15 protein-coding genes are annotated in these 14352 nt (G+C 58.0%); 10 read left to right on the forward strand and 5 right to left on the reverse strand.

Going from position 1 to position 14352, the window contains the following annotated elements:
• The 6 genes from EC9_RS00005 (at position 1) to EC9_RS00035 (ending at position 5458) form a co-directional block, all read left to right on the forward strand.
• Positions 1-1092, forward strand: coding sequence for a helix-turn-helix domain-containing protein (locus EC9_RS00005; protein ID WP_197451481.1), 1092 nt, complete (start codon positions 1-3; stop codon positions 1090-1092).
• A 479-nt stretch (positions 1093-1571) separates the two neighbouring features.
• The gene (gene dnaN / locus EC9_RS00015; protein WP_145117118.1) at positions 1572-2687 is read left to right on the forward strand and encodes a DNA polymerase III subunit beta; all 1116 of its coding nucleotides are present in this window, start codon (positions 1572-1574) and stop codon (positions 2685-2687) included.
• 8 nt (positions 2688-2695) lie between these two features.
• Positions 2696-3013 (forward strand): DUF721 domain-containing protein, encoded by a 318-nt coding sequence (locus EC9_RS00020; protein WP_145088697.1) that lies wholly within the window; start codon positions 2696-2698, stop codon positions 3011-3013.
• 32 nt (positions 3014-3045) lie between these two features.
• Positions 3046-4314, forward strand: coding sequence for a diaminopimelate decarboxylase (lysA, locus tag EC9_RS00025; protein WP_145341279.1), 1269 nt, complete (start codon positions 3046-3048; stop codon positions 4312-4314).
• A 78-nt stretch (positions 4315-4392) separates the two neighbouring features.
• Positions 4393-4974: a GTP cyclohydrolase I FolE gene (gene folE, locus EC9_RS00030; protein WP_197451482.1), complete on the forward strand. Its 582-nt coding sequence runs from the start codon at positions 4393-4395 to the stop codon at positions 4972-4974.
• A 16-nt stretch (positions 4975-4990) separates the two neighbouring features.
• Positions 4991-5458, forward strand: a complete 468-nt coding sequence (locus EC9_RS00035; protein ID WP_218934470.1) for a 6-pyruvoyl trahydropterin synthase family protein — start codon at positions 4991-4993, stop codon at positions 5456-5458.
• A 7-nt stretch (positions 5459-5465) separates the two neighbouring features.
• Here the strand turns inward: EC9_RS00035 and EC9_RS00040 are convergent, their stop codons facing one another.
• Both EC9_RS00040 and EC9_RS00045 read right to left on the reverse strand, forming a co-directional pair.
• Positions 5466-6701 carry a S26 family signal peptidase gene (locus EC9_RS00040; RefSeq protein ID WP_145341283.1) on the reverse strand — a complete coding sequence of 412 codons (1236 nt, stop codon included), beginning with the start codon at positions 6699-6701 and terminating at the stop codon, positions 5466-5468.
• Positions 6698-7117, reverse strand: a complete 420-nt coding sequence (locus tag EC9_RS00045; RefSeq protein WP_145117124.1) for a hypothetical protein — start codon at positions 7115-7117, stop codon at positions 6698-6700. Before EC9_RS00045 ends, EC9_RS00040 begins: the two co-directional genes overlap by 4 nt.
• Positions 7118-7189: 72 nt before the next feature.
• On the opposite strand from EC9_RS00045, the gene EC9_RS00050 reads away from it, so the two are divergent.
• From EC9_RS00050 to EC9_RS00065, 4 genes are all read left to right on the forward strand, one after another.
• Positions 7190-7423, forward strand: a complete 234-nt coding sequence (locus tag EC9_RS00050) for a hypothetical protein (protein WP_145341284.1) — start codon at positions 7190-7192, stop codon at positions 7421-7423.
• Positions 7424-7548: 125 nt separating this feature from the next.
• Entirely contained in the window at positions 7549-8553 is a 1005-nt protein-coding gene (locus EC9_RS00055) for an AAA family ATPase (protein ID WP_246105891.1), read from the forward strand.
• Complete coding sequence (locus EC9_RS00060) at positions 8550-9509, forward strand: DUF58 domain-containing protein (RefSeq protein WP_145341288.1); 960 nt, start codon at positions 8550-8552, stop codon at positions 9507-9509. Before EC9_RS00055 ends, EC9_RS00060 begins: the two co-directional genes overlap by 4 nt.
• On the forward strand, positions 9506-11578 hold the full coding sequence (locus EC9_RS00065) for a BatA domain-containing protein (RefSeq protein ID WP_145341290.1): 2073 nt from the start codon (positions 9506-9508) through the stop codon (positions 11576-11578). The genes EC9_RS00060 and EC9_RS00065 overlap by 4 nt, the downstream gene beginning before the upstream one ends.
• A 52-nt stretch (positions 11579-11630) precedes the next feature.
• On the opposite strand, the gene EC9_RS00070 is transcribed toward EC9_RS00065, so the two are convergent.
• Genes EC9_RS00070 through EC9_RS00080 form a run of 3 tightly spaced genes read right to left on the reverse strand, consistent with a single transcriptional unit; the run spans position 11631 to position 14340 of the window.
• Entirely contained in the window at positions 11631-12410 is a 780-nt protein-coding gene (locus EC9_RS00070; protein ID WP_145341292.1) for an ABC transporter ATP-binding protein, read from the reverse strand.
• Positions 12407-13180, reverse strand: a complete 774-nt coding sequence (locus EC9_RS00075) for an ABC transporter permease (RefSeq protein WP_145341294.1) — start codon at positions 13178-13180, stop codon at positions 12407-12409. The genes EC9_RS00070 and EC9_RS00075 overlap by 4 nt, the downstream gene beginning before the upstream one ends.
• On the reverse strand, positions 13180-14340 hold the full coding sequence (locus EC9_RS00080; RefSeq protein WP_246105892.1) for an ABC transporter substrate-binding protein: 1161 nt from the start codon (positions 14338-14340) through the stop codon (positions 13180-13182). Before EC9_RS00080 ends, EC9_RS00075 begins: the two co-directional genes overlap by 1 nt.
• Positions 14341-14352: the final 12 nt, after the last annotated feature.

Consider the following 14352-nt stretch of genomic DNA (forward strand, 5'->3'; position numbering starts at 1 on the left):
ATGAGCGATCTGCCCGTTCTAATACCTCTATCGAAGTCGAGCACGTCGGCGCCGCGGCCTCGTTTGGCGAAAGCGGAACCGTTGCCGCTGCTGCCGAATTTCGTCGCTGGCCCTGAAAATCGCTTGGCCGCCTTCACTTGCCAGTCGGATCTCTCGATCCTGCAACGCGGGAACCCGATCCTGTTGGTTGGCCCCAGCGGATCTGGGAAATCAGCGATCGCCCGCAAGTTGTTCGAACGTGAAGCGTCGCTTTTGAAGGGCAGGGGGAGCCGCGGGATCATCGAACCGGCGATCGATTTTGCCCGTCGTTATGCCGACGCTGTCGATTCCGATTCGATCGCCGATTTCCGCAACAACTTCCTTCAACATCCGATCCTGTTGATCGAAGATGTCCATCTGATGGCAGGCAAATTCGCCGCTCAGAACGAACTCGCCGCTCGCATCGGCCAGCGAATCGATCTCGATCTGCCGACGATCCTCACTTGCCGCCGTTTGCCGACCGAGATCGAAGGGATCCGTTCGGCGCTCGCGAGTCGCTTGTTGCCGGGGCTGACGATTCCGATCCAGTTGCCCCGTTCAGAAGCCCGACGCCAGATCATCGCCCAATACGCTGGCCTTCGAGAGATCAGCCTGACCGAAGAACAGATCGGCCAGTTGGACAACGATCTTCCCGCCGATGCCGCCGCCTCGCGGTTGTGCTCCGCCGTGCAACAACTGGCATTGGTCGCGATGGATGCCAATTCCGACGTGATCGCCAACGATGACATTCACGACGTCGCCGCCTCGTTTGCCGCTCAACAGGAGCCGCCGATCGCCAAGATCGCTCGCACCGTCGCCCGCCGATTCAAGCTGAAAACGTCCGATCTGAAGAGTTCGTCGCGTCGCCAACAGGTAGTCCGCGCCCGCTCGATGGCGATGTTTTTGGGGCGTCAACTGACTCGCCAAAGCCTGCAAGCGATCGGCCAGTTCTTCGGCGGCCGCGATCATTCGACAGTCATCCACGCGATTCGATCGGCCGAACAATTGATCGTCTCCGACCCCGCTTTGGCTCGCGTCGCCGACGATGTCTCCGAACAACTGAAAGCTGGCTGAAGCCAACACCGCCTAAATCGCAGCAGTGAGCTAGGCTTTGGGGCAGCGGTATCGAGAATGCAACCGCTATAAAAGGACTTTTGAACTGCCCGCCAGCTCCTTTTTTCTGGTGGATAAGTTGTTTGTCTAAAGTTTTCTTTTGTCACGCTTCGTGTACGTTCCGACCGACGCGGCCGGCGGGGTGTTCAAAGTCCCCCCATTCACTGACATTTGCCCTTCGGCTTTGAACGTTGATCAAACGCCTTATCCACAGCGTTTCAATTCTTCTAAGTGCTTGTTTCGGCGGTTCTTAAATGCCCTCGATGCCCAGCTTCTGACAATTTCGGCGGCCACATTCCTAAGAAGACGGTAATTTAAAATCTCTTTAAGGAATGGAAACCAACTTTCAAAAGCAGTGGCAGCACTCGCAAAGCAGGCCACTGCAAACGGGAGCGTTTTGGGTGTAAAACACTTGGCTTACCAAACTGGAGCCCAAGACCATGAAAATCACGTGCGAACGAGAAACTTTTGCAGCCGCGTTCCAGCTGGCAGCAGGGGTCGCACCATCGCGAAGTCCCAAAGCGATCCTGCAAAACGTCAAGATTATCGCTCGAGACGGAGCTGTCACGCTTAGCGCGACCGACATGGAAGTCGGCATCCACCTGAACGTCGATGGTGTCGAGATCGAGACCGATGGAACCGCGTTGCTGCCGGTCCAACGGGTCAGTTCGATTCTGCGGGAAAGCAGCGATGAACATCTGACTTTCGAAGCCAGCGAAACCGGGATCAAAGTCAGGGGCAGCCGCAGCCGTTTCCAGCTGCCTGGCGCCAACCCCGATGAATTCCCCAGCGTGGCGACGTTCCAAGAGACCAGTTACCACGAGATCGCGACCCGTTTGTTCCGCGAATTGGTCCGCCGAACCGTCTTTGCGACCGATGCCGAAAGCGGCCGATACGCACTGGGCGGCGTGCTGTTGGAAATGGAAGGGGAACGTGTCACCGCGGTTGGTACCGACGGACGCCGATTGGCGACGATGACCGGCACCGGAGTTAGCATCGGCGAACACAAGACCTCCGGCACCAACACGATCGTCCCGAATCGATCGATCAGCCTGATCGAACGGGCGCTCAACGACAAAGACGAAACCGTCGAAGTCGCTGCCCGGTCGAACGATCTGTTGGTTCGCACGCCACGTTGCACGATCTATTCGCGATTGGTCGAAGGCCGTTATCCCAACTGGCGACAAGTTCTGCCCCAACGCGAAGATGTGGTCACGATCGATCTAACGATTGGTCCGCTGCATGCGGCACTGCGACAAGCGGCGATCGTGACCGATCACGAGAGTCGCGGCATCGATTTCACCTTTGGCGAAGGGACGATGTTGTTGGAAGCGAACACCGCCGAGGTGGGTGAATCGCGAGTCGAGATGCCCATCGGATACGAAGGCGAACCGATCAAGGTGACTTTGGATCATCGCTTCCTCGCCGACTTCTGCAAAGTCTTGGATGCCGAACGGACCGTGCAGATGGAAATCGAATCTTCCGATCGCCCCGCATTGCTGACGACCGATGATGGATTCCAATACGTGGTGATGCCGATGGCCCGTGACCGTTAGGTCGATTGATGTCGCGTGAACCCGAAGAGAGAAAAAAGCAACACGCTCGAAAAATCGGGTCGATCGTCAATCAATTGATGGCTCGCCGCGGTTACGCTCAGGTTCAGACCGGCAACGAAATGGAGCGGATCGTCCGGCGAGTGGTCGGCGACAATTTGGCCAACACCTGTCGCCCCGGCAACGTTCGCAACGGCACTCTGGAAATCGCGGTCAGCGATTCGGTATCGATCCAAGAACTGTCGTTCCAAAAACGCGCCCTGATCAAAGCGTTACAAAAAGAATTTCCCCAGAGCGGTATCAAAGACATACGATTCCGCGCCGGTTAAACCAAAGTCAAAGACAAACTTCCGAGCAAACGATGACGATCACAACCAACTTTGCCACATCGCGAACCGAAATCGCGGGACATTCGATCACCGACTTGGCCAACCAATTCGGAACGCCTTTGTACGTCTACGACTCCGCAGTGATCGCCCAACGCGTCGCCGACCTGCAGATGTTCGACGACATCCGTTACGCTCAAAAGGCGTTGTCGAATATAGCGATCCTCGATCGATTGCGAAAGCAAAACGTGTTGGTCGACGCGGTCAGCGCCGGCGAAATCCATCGCGCTCTTGCCGCTGGATACGAACCACACGGGGAAGGGCACCCGATCGTTTACACCGCCGATATCTTCGACCGCGAAGCGTTGGAGTTGGTTAAAAAGCACGGGATCCACGTCAATTGTGGTTCGCCCGACATGATCGACCAATTGGGCGAAGTCGTTCCAGGAGCGGATCTCACGCTGCGAATCAATCCTGGTTTCGGGCACGGGCATAGCCAAAAGACCAACACCGGCGGGCCGCAATCGAAGCATGGTATCTGGCACGGCGACCTGGACGAATGCCAACGCCGCGCCGATCGCTACGGGATAACGATCACCGGCTTGCACATGCACATCGGTTCGGGAACCGATCTGGAACATTTGTCGAAGGTCTGCGATTCGATGCGCGACGCGGCATTGTCGGTCGGCCGAACCATCACCACGATCAGTGCCGGTGGCGGTCTTCCGGTTCGTTATAAGAAAGAGGAAACGTACGTCGACCTGGCGGCTTATTACAAGTTGTGGAACACGGTCCGCGAGGAACTGCAAACCAAGTTCGACCACGCGGTGCGACTGGAGATCGAACCGGGTCGTTACCTCGCGGCGGAGTGTGGTTATCTGGTCACCGAGATTCGGGCGATCAAGAACATGGGAGAAAACATGTTCTACCTGGTCGACGCCGGCTTTAACGACTTGGCCCGTCCGATCTTGTACGGGGCGCATCATCCGATTTCGATATGTTCTCGCAGCGGAGCCGAAGACCGTCCGTTGGTGAACGTGGTCGTCGGCGGACCGTTGTGTGAATCGGGCGACATCTTCACTCAAGAGGAAGGCGGCTTTGTTTCGCATCGCGAGCTTCCACGAGCGGAGGTTGGCGATCTGTTGATCCTCGAAAATGCGGGGGCCTACGGTTTTGTGATGGCCAGCAATTACAACAGCCGGCTGCGTGCATCGGAGCTGTTGTTGGAAGACGGGCAAGCCAAAGTGATTCGCAGTCGCGAGACATTCGAACAATTGTTGGCTAGCGAAACGATCCCCAGCTGAACGCTGGTCGCAACAGGCAATGCGATTCGACGCAGCGGCGATTCCTCCTTACCCAAGGGGCCTAACGGCACTATCAACGTGAACGATAAAAACAGCAGTCGACCGGTCGATCTCGAAGCGATCAAACAGGCGGTAAGAACGATCTTGGTCGCGGTCGGCGAAGATCCCGATCGGGCCGGACTATTGGAAACCCCTCGCCGCGTCGCCGATATGTACGCGGAGATGTTCTCGGGATTGCACATTCAACCCGAACGGCATCTGGAAGTCACGTTCCCCGAATCGTACGACGAGATCGTTGTCGTTCGCGACATCACCTTCACCAGCATGTGCGAACACCATCTGCTGCCGTTCAGTGGAACCGCTCACGTCGCCTACCTGCCCAACGGCTGCGTCACCGGACTCAGTAAATTGGCTCGCGTCGTCGAAGAGGTTTCGCGTCGACCGCAGGTTCAAGAGCGGATGACGCAGACGATCGCCGACATGATCGAAAAGCATCTGAATTCCAGCGGCGTCGCGGTGGTGATCCAAGCGGAACACTCGTGCATGTCGATTCGCGGCGTCCGCAAGCCGGGCAGCGAGACGATCACAAGCGCTCTCCGCGGCGTGTTCAAGAAAAACGCGGCTAGCCGAGCCGAAGTGCTGTCGTTGATCAAAAGCTAAAGAGGAGCTGTCGATCGTGATCATCCAAAAGGAATACAAGTTCTACGCGGCCCATCGCAACGAAGAACTCGACGACAAATGCAGCAACTTGCACGGACACCGATACGGTCTGCGATGCTTCTTCGAAGTCAAGCGATCGGGGGCGTTGTCGACGTTGTTCGGTGACTTCGACGCCAAGATCGACCCTTATCTAAAGGATCAATACGATCACGGGATGCTGATCCACACCGGCGATTCGCTGTACGCGACGCTTCAAGATCACATGCAGCGGACCGGCGAAAGGTTCAAATTGAAAGTGCTCGATGGGCCGACAAGCGTCGAGAATCTAGCTCACAAGATGTTCACCGAAATCACCGAGATGGGCTTCCGCTTGCAACAGTTGGAGGTTCGCGAGACCGACACCTCCGTCGTCACCTACACCCGCGACGACTGGGACGAACACAATCGCGACATGGCTGCCGAACAAGCCGCAGCAACTTCTTAATCGATGCTCATCGATACGGTATCACGCGGCCGATGATCTGGTCGCGGGAGATCGGCAGCGGCTCGGTCCGGCTGTCGATCGAAACCGGAACATTGTCCCCCACGACAAAATAGCCCCGCTCGGGCAATGCGGTCGCCGCACTCCATCGATCGATCGCATCGGGATGCCACCAATGTAGATCGCGATCGACACGCAAGTTGCGAATCGTAACCGGATGTTCCGCCGATCGACATGTGATCGCAATCGGTTGCTTCGCATCGACTGGCGGTTTGGAATCGGAGACGATCGGATCGACGACGTGCGATTGGCCGTTGATAGCCAGCCACAGCTGTCCGTCGATATGAGCAGCCGTCAACAAATCGGTACCGTCGCTGCGCGATCGCCACGTTTTAGGCTTCGTTTTCGAGGCGTTAGATGTTGCCCAACCGTTGGCCGTTCGTTGGAGCAGAACGCTTAAAACTTGCTCGCGAACCCACAGTGAGATCGTTAGTTCGGCTCCCTCGGCGGCGGAACAAACCATTTGCACGATCAGGTCGTCGACCGGAACCATCTGCCGCGAAACCTGTTGGTTCCCCGGGTAATCGTCCATCACTCGCTCGGGACGATTGTTTTGATAGACCTGGACGTGATGGTAGACCAATGGCGAATGAGTGTCAGAAGACGAGGCTTCGCACCGAAAACGATCCTCTAGCTTGGTCCAATCGTCGTCATCGCAGCGCCATCGCGAGACGTCTTGCTTGCGGAATCGATCGTCATCGACCGGGATCGATGTCGCCAATGCTTGCGTCAACGATCGACGAATCGGTTGCCCCGACGCAAACAGATCGCCATGAGCCAGCTCGATCGATTCTCCGGGAAGTCCCAACATCCGTTTGACCGAAAGGGATCCATCGTCGTCGGTGAACGCAACCCAATCGAATCGTTTGGGATTTTGAAACCAGTAGGTAGCCGTGTCGATGACAACGCGATCACCTCGATCGACTTGCACTGTTTCGATTCTCTGGCGGGTTCCGCATTGAAAGCACGTGACGTGTCGAGGCGGTTTGTCGCCGCGAACGACAACGCGTAGATCGATCCCACAACCGCTGCAGCGAAGCGTTGCCGAAGGTCCCCACAGCGTTGGGGCCATCGATTCACTGGCGACCAGCAGCGGACGAATCATGCCGCGGAACATCGCGATCCGGATCGCGACGGGGATCAGCACAAGGAACACCAGCACGGGCCACGCGAAACGCCGGTTCACCAACCCAGCGCCCAATCGCACGTCGGTGGTTCGATCGATGCCATCGCAACGGGATCGGGAATGGTCAACCGACCGTTGCGGAAGGTGACAAACAGACACAGCCCCAATTGGATCGGCAGTGGCTGTAAATCGATTTGTTGTTGCGGCAACCGCAGCCCTTGGGAATTGGGCAGCGAGAAATAATGGTAGTTCGGATCGCAGCCGCGGTAGCCGAAGAAGTCGAGCGATGCGGCAGCTTGACGAAGCTCGGGCAGATCGATGTCGTAAAGGTCCGGCGGCGGAGCGGTGTGGAAACCCAACGACGCTAGCAACATCACCCCCGCGCCGGCTGCTGGCACTCGAAAGACGACGCCTCGACTCAACGGCACCGCCGATGCTGTTGATTTTTCTTCCATGATATCGATTTCAGTCATCATCTAACCTTCCGCTGCGGCATACTCCATTAAGGCTATTTCGGTCGGCAAGACGAAGGTTCGTCCGATCCCGAGATGAATCGCCAGTTCGCTGCTCGACCATCCAACGATCGAGCTGTCGAAGTTCGGATTGTAGTCGTCCGGTCGGGCATTGAAACGGAAAAATGGAAAGAACCTGAGGCGCAAAACGCCGCACCGCTGTACAAGCGCTCTCGCCTCCCAACGCAACTGCAGCTTTTTCCAGGGCAGGGCAACTCCGTTTTGTATCGCAAGAATGTTGCGGCTTCCAAAACGGATTCCTTCGGCTGAGATCGATCAAATAGTTGCCGCGGCCTTTGGCATCGGGGATACTTGATGGGCCGATGCGATTCGTCGAGCATCCCCGTTCGACGGCGACTCGGTTCGATCAGATCACCCCACCTCTCGGAGCGAACGTGACCATAGCTATCGAATCCGCGGAAGAAGAAGCCGAGATCGTCCAGCAGTTACGCCAGGGGCGAAGTGCGATCGAATCGGAACTGGCCAAGGTGATCATCGGGCAACACGACGTGATCGAGCAGTTGATCATCAGTCTGTTCGCCGGCGGACATTGTCTGATCACTGGAGCACCGGGGTTGGCCAAGACGCTGTTGGTCAGTTCGGTCGCCAAGATCTTTCACCTCGATTTCCAGCGGATCCAGTTCACGCCCGATCTGATGCCGGCGGACATCACCGGAACCGAGATCCTCGAGGACCTTGGCGATGGTCGGCGGGCGATGAAGTTTGTCCGCGGTCCGATCTTCGGCAACGTGATCCTCGCCGACGAGATCAACCGCACGCCGCCGAAGACCCAAGCGGCATTGTTGGAAGCGATGCAGGAACACCAGGTGACCGCTGCCGGTTCGCGGCATCCGCTCCCCGAACCCTTCTTCGTTTTGGCGACGCAAAACCCTATCGAAATGGAAGGGACCTATCCGTTGCCCGAAGCGCAATTGGACCGCTTTCTGTTTAACGTGCTGATCGATTACCTGCCGCACGAAGATGAATTGGCAGTCGTGATGCAGACGACGTCGAAAAAAGCCGAACCGATCCAGCCGCTGTTTACCGGCGTCGACGTGCTGAAATTCCAAGAGGTGGTCCGGCGGGTGCCGATCGCCAAGGAAGTCGCTTCGTATGCGGTCCAGCTGGCTGCGGCAACACGTCCCAACCGCGAGGGATCGCTCGACTTCATCAATCAATGGGTGACATGGGGAGCGGGAACGCGAGCCGCTCAAACGCTGGTCCTCGGTGCCAAAGCCCGCGCACTTCTGAACGGTCATTCCCACGTCTCGTTGGAAGATATACGCGCGTTGGCGAAACCGACGCTCCGGCATCGCGTGTTGTTGGGATACAAAGCGGAAGCCGAAGGGATCACCGTCGACCAGACGATCCAACGGCTGCTGGATACCACGCTGGCATGAGTGCTTCGTCAAACGACGCTCCGGCGCAAATCGATCCCAGCTCGCTGATGCGGATCAAGAATCTGCAACTGCGAGCGAAAACGGTGGTCGAAGGTTTTTATAACGGCTTGCACCGCAGCCCCTTCCACGGGTTTTCGGTGGAGTTCAGCGAATACCGTCCGTACACGCTCGGCGACGATCCGCGGACGCTCGATTGGAAACTGTTCGCCCGCAGCGATCGGTACTACATCAAACGCTACGAAGACGAAACCAATCGTCGCTGCTATCTGATGGTCGACCAAAGCAAGTCGATGGGCTTCGGATCGCTCGACTATACGAAAGCCGACTACACGCGGACGCTCGCCGCCACGCTGGCCCATTTCTTGACCCAACAACGCGACGCGGTCGGATTGATGACGTTCGATCGGAAGGTCAACGAATTCATCGCCGCTCGGCATCGCCCCGGCCACATGAACCGCTTGCTCGCCAGCCTCGATCAGTCCTTTGTAGGATCCGGCACCGATCTCTCCGAACCGTTGGAACAACTGGCCGCGTTGGTCAGCAAACGTGGGCTGATCATCTTGATCTCCGATCTGTTGGCTCCCATCGACATGCTTCGCACACGGTTGGCTTACCTGCGTTCTCGCGGTCATGAGATGATGATCTTGAGAGTCAACGATCCCGCCGAAATCGAATTCACTCTGCCGCAAGCCGCGATGATCCGCGACATGGAAACGGGGAAGGAACTGTATATCGATCCCGAGGTCGCCAAGGCTCAGTACCAAGCGAATTTTAAAGAGCACGAAACCCAGCTGGTCGCGATCTGCGAATCGCTGGGAATCGACCTGACGCAGATGGTCACCAACCAACCGATGGACGAAGCGCTGTACCAATTGTTGAGTCTGCAGACGCGTCGCAGTCGTGGGCCGCAGCGCGGGGGAAGCCTTTCGGCCGCGGCGAGAGGAGCGGCGACATGAGTTTCCTCGCTCCGCTGTACGCATTGGGCGCATTGGCGATCGGGTTGCCGATCTTGTTTCACTTGATCCGTCGTCGACCCAAGGCGCAAGCGGAATTCAGTTCGCTGATGTTCTTGACCCAGTCGCCGCCGCGGCTGACGCGGCGCAGCCGCTTGGATCAGTGGCCGCTGCTGTTGCTGCGGGCGTTGGCGATCCTGTTGCTGGCGTTGGCCTTTGCTCGTCCCTTCTTGCGGTCGATGGCCCAACAGGAGACCGATCCGATCGGGCGGCGAGTTGTCGTGTTGGTCGATACCAGCGGCAGCATGTTGCGGGGCGATCTCTGGAAACAGGCACAACAACAGGTCGCGTCGGTCACCGACGGTTTGGCGGCAAACGATCAGATCGCGTTGCTGATTTATGATTCCGCTGTCACATCGGTTGTCGGCTGGGATGATCAAGCGGTCGGCGGGGCGAGTTCGCAAGCCGAACGAATCCGCCGGGCGATGGCCGACATCACGCCAAGCCATGGCGGATCGGATCTTGGATCCGCGTTGATCGCCGCGGCCGACATCCTGCACAACACAGCCGAATCGATCGAAGAGGGAGACGTTGCCGCTGGGGAGATCGTGATTGTCAGCGATCTGCAGGAAGGGAACGACCTGATTCCGCTGCAACAATACCAATGGCCCGCGTCGATAGTGGTATCGATCGCGGCGGTCGAGTCCGCTGAACGCGGGAACCTGAGCGCTGTCGTGCTTCCTCAACCGGTCGCGAGCGGCGAATCGAAGCAGCCTCAGTTGCGGGTTCGCTTTCACAACACGAGCGATTCGGTCAACGATCAATTCATGTACTTTTGGGAAGGTGGCAAAGAGGGCGAGGATCGGATCGTGCAGGTTCCGCCGGGGGAGAGCCGCGTTGTGATGATCGATCCGCCGGCGGGGACGCAGCATGTGTTGCGATTTGTCGGAGACCAGCAGGCTTTCGACAATCAAGTTTATGTCGCCTTGCCGCCGAAATTGCAGCAGCGGGTGCTGTATGTCGGTTCGCAGGCGGAAGATCCGCAGAGCGGGCTGTTCTACTTTCTCAACCAAGCGACGTTGGGGAACGCTCGCCGCGAAGTAGCGATTGAACAAGTGGAACCCGGCGGGCTGCCGGCGGATTTAAAACCGCAGCACACGCCGTTGGTGATCGTTGCCGACGTGGTCCCGTCCGCTGCGATGGCGGGTCTAAAACAATACCTCGGCGACGGTGGGCATCTGTTGTTTGTGATCGACGCGGATCCGAAAGACGATCCCGCGATCGCCGCTTCGTTGCGGGAACTCTCCGATTCGCCATCGCTTGCGATCGAAGAAGCCAAGGTCGGCGACTATGCCATGCTGGCGAAGATCGATTTCCAACATCCGCTGTTCGCCCCCTTTGCCGATCCCAAATACAACGACTTCACCAAGATTCGGTTCTGGTCGCACCGACGGCTAACGCTGGCGGAGGAGGATGGTTGGCAAACGGTTGCGGAGTTCGACGACAACGATCCGGCATTGATCCAGCGATCGATCGGGGCAGGGCGACTGTGGGTCCTGACCGCTGGATGGCAGCCGCAGCAGAGCCAGTTGGCACTGTCGACCAAGTTTGTCCCGCTGATCTCGGGGATGCTCGAACAAGGGCCCAACCGCTCGCCATTGGAAGCCAGTTACGCGATCGGTTCGCAGGGCGAATTGTCGGTGACGCCGCCGTGTGAACTGGTGTCGCCCGACGGGGCGCGTCGCGAAATCGAAGTCGATCTTTCATTGGAAGAACTGAAACAACCGGGCGTCTATCGGTTGATCCAGAGTGGTGTCGAAAGCAGTTTTGCGATGAACCTGCCCGAAAGCGAAAGCCGCACCGTCGCGATCGGAGCGGACCAATTGGAGCAGTACGGATTGCAGATGCAGCGGAGCGAATCGGCGGAACAGATCGCCGACCGCCAGCGCCAACTGCAAGATGTCCAACTGGAAAGCCAGCAGAAGATCTGGCAATGGATGATCTTCGCCGCCCTCGGCATCTTGGTTACCGAAACCTGGCTCGGTGGCTACCTGGCCGGTCGGAAGTCGTAGCAGCAGCATTGGCAGGGGCTACGCGTCTCCACTTGGTTGCCTTTCCTTCTTCTTACACTTCGGCTTGCATTCCCGAATGGTCCAGCCCCATCGTGCGGAAGATCTTGTCGCGGATCGCGAGGTATTCGGGAGAGTCGAGGTTGCGGGGACGCGGCAGGTCGACGTCGAGAATCGCGCGGATCTCCGCCGGACGTGGGCTCATCACAACCACGCGGTCGGCTAATTGCACCGATTCCTCGACGTCGTGCGTTACGAACAGGATCGTCTTCTGCGTCCGCCGCCAGATCTCGACCAGATCGGTCCGCATCTTCAGACGGGTCAAGAAGTCGAGCGCACCCAACGGCTCGTCCATGTACAGCACATCGGGATCGGCAGCCAACGCTCTCGCGATCTCGACCCGTTGGTTCATGCCGCCGGAGAGTTCGCGGGGATAGGCCTGTTCGAAACCGGTCAATCCGACCATCTCGGTGTAGTGCCGAACCGCTTCGTCGCGTTCTTTTGGCGATTGATCCAACAGACCAAATCCGATGTTCTGCTGGACGGTCAGCCACGGGAAGACGGCGTTGTTCTGGAAGATAAAGACGCGGCGTCGATCGGGACGCTGGACCACCGTGCCGTCGATCAGCACTTGCCCTTGGGTCGGCTGCAAGAATCCACAGGCGATGTTTAACAACGTCGACTTGCCGCAACCCGAAGGGCCGACGATGCAGATGAACTCTCCCTCGCGGACCGTCAAATCGATCGATTGCAGCACCGGCATCACAGCCCCATCGCGGCCGCTGTACTCCAGTTGCAGATCGCGAAGTTCGATCTTGGGTGTTGGTTGGGTCATCGTCTTGCCATCCCAGTGCGTGCCAACGATGTCCGTTCGATCCGCGACATCGCGGTATCCAACAGCATCCCGATCACCGAAATCACCAACATCGCCGCTACGATAAAATCGTAGCGGAGGTTGTTCCGCGAATCGTTGATCTGAAACCCAAGTCCCGATTGAACGCCTAACATCTCCGCAGCGACGACGACGACCCAGGCGATCCCCATCGCCAAACGCAGGCCAGTCAAAATCTGCGGCAGCGCGGCCGGCAGGATCACCAATCGCAGCAGCGGCAGCCCGCGAACGCCAAAGTTTTCGGCGGCTCGCAAATACTTTTCATCGATCGCACCAACCGACGATGTCGCGGCGGTAACGATTGGAAACAGCGACGCCAGGAAGATCAAGAAGATCGCCGCCAGATCGCTTGGTTCCCACCATTGCACTCCGCCAAAGACCAACACCGCAATCGGCAGCCATGCGATCGGCGAGATCGGCCGCAACGCTTGAACCAACGGATTCAACAACTCGCGAATCCACAGCGACCAACCGATCGCCAGGCCCAACGGAATACCAACGATCGCGGCCAGGAAAAATCCCCAGGCGACGCGGAAGACCGAAGCGATCACGTACCGCCACAGCACGCCCTGCCCGGCTAGTTCGATCAGCCCGTTGAACGCCAACCAAGGTCCGGGAACGTCGGTCCGGCTGTTCCCCAGCGTCGCCAGATGCCAGATCAAAAGGAAGATCCCGATCCCCAGCGTCCCCAGCAGAATCTTGCGTGCAAGCATCACTGCGGCTCCTCGGATTCCAGCGGCAGCGACCACATCCCCGATTGCTCAAACGATGGGTCGCAGTAGTCGTCGAACCCAAACGGATCGTCGGCTGTCACGGGGCGAAAGCTGAAGAATCCCAGTCGTTGAGCGTAATCTTGAATCTCGGCAAAGTCTTCTCTGGCCAGATCCAAGCGGCTGTAACTGACACGGTCCAAAGGTCGCGTCAGGACAAACTTTAGTAGCTCGGGATCTTGGTTGTAATATTCTTGCCGGGCGGCGATCCAGGCGGCCTGCATCCGTGGCGAGCGGCCGAACTGTTCGGGAATCGCATCGCCATCGGCCGACGGAGTCCCTTCGACAGCCAGACCGGCCATCAAGCGATCGTCCCCTTGGTCGATCCATTTTCCCGATGCCGAAATCCCCTGCACCAGTTCGGTGACAAGTTCCGGATCTCGCTCGATCAACCGCTCGGTCACGACCAAGACACAGGAGATAAAGTTGGGCCAGATATCTTTGGTGAAGTAGAGGACGCGGCCGAAGCCGTCCATCTCCGCTTTGGCGGCAAACGGTTCGCCGACGATGTAGGCTTCGAACTGCCCCGATTTCAAACCGGCAGGCATCTCCGGCGGCGGGTAATCGATCAGCGTGATCTCGGCATTCGTCAACCCGAACTCATCCTTCAGCTTTTCGATCAGGATGCGTTGGTTCGAATAGCGATGCGGAATCGCGATCCGCTTGCCGCGAAGATCGGCAAACGTTTTGTAGGGTGAGTCTTTATTAACGACGATCGCCGTGCCGTCGCGATGCCCCAGGTGGACGATCTTGACCGGCGTTCCCTGACGCTGCATCACCATCGCCAGTGGAGCGAGGATGAAGGCGGCGTCGAGATTCCCCGCGTCGATGTCTTCGGTCATCGCTGGCCAGCTGGTGTACCGCCACGAAACGAATTCCGAATGCTGCTGCGAATGTTTGCTGACCCAGCTGGTGACCGGGCAGGTCAGATGGCAGGTCACCGGAAGATGACCGACCCGCAACGACTTTCGCGTCGCCCCATTCTCGTCTCCGGCGATCTGCTGTGGCGGATCGAACATGCCTAGATTGAAGTGGGCATGCAGGATCGTCACGGTGCCCAGCAGGCAAAGGCAAGTTAGCGTTAGTTTGCCAAAGGAGGACATGAACAGCTGGGT

The organism is Rosistilla ulvae, assembly GCF_007741475.1.
Taxonomy (GTDB): Bacteria; Planctomycetota; Planctomycetia; order Pirellulales; family Pirellulaceae; genus Rosistilla; species Rosistilla ulvae.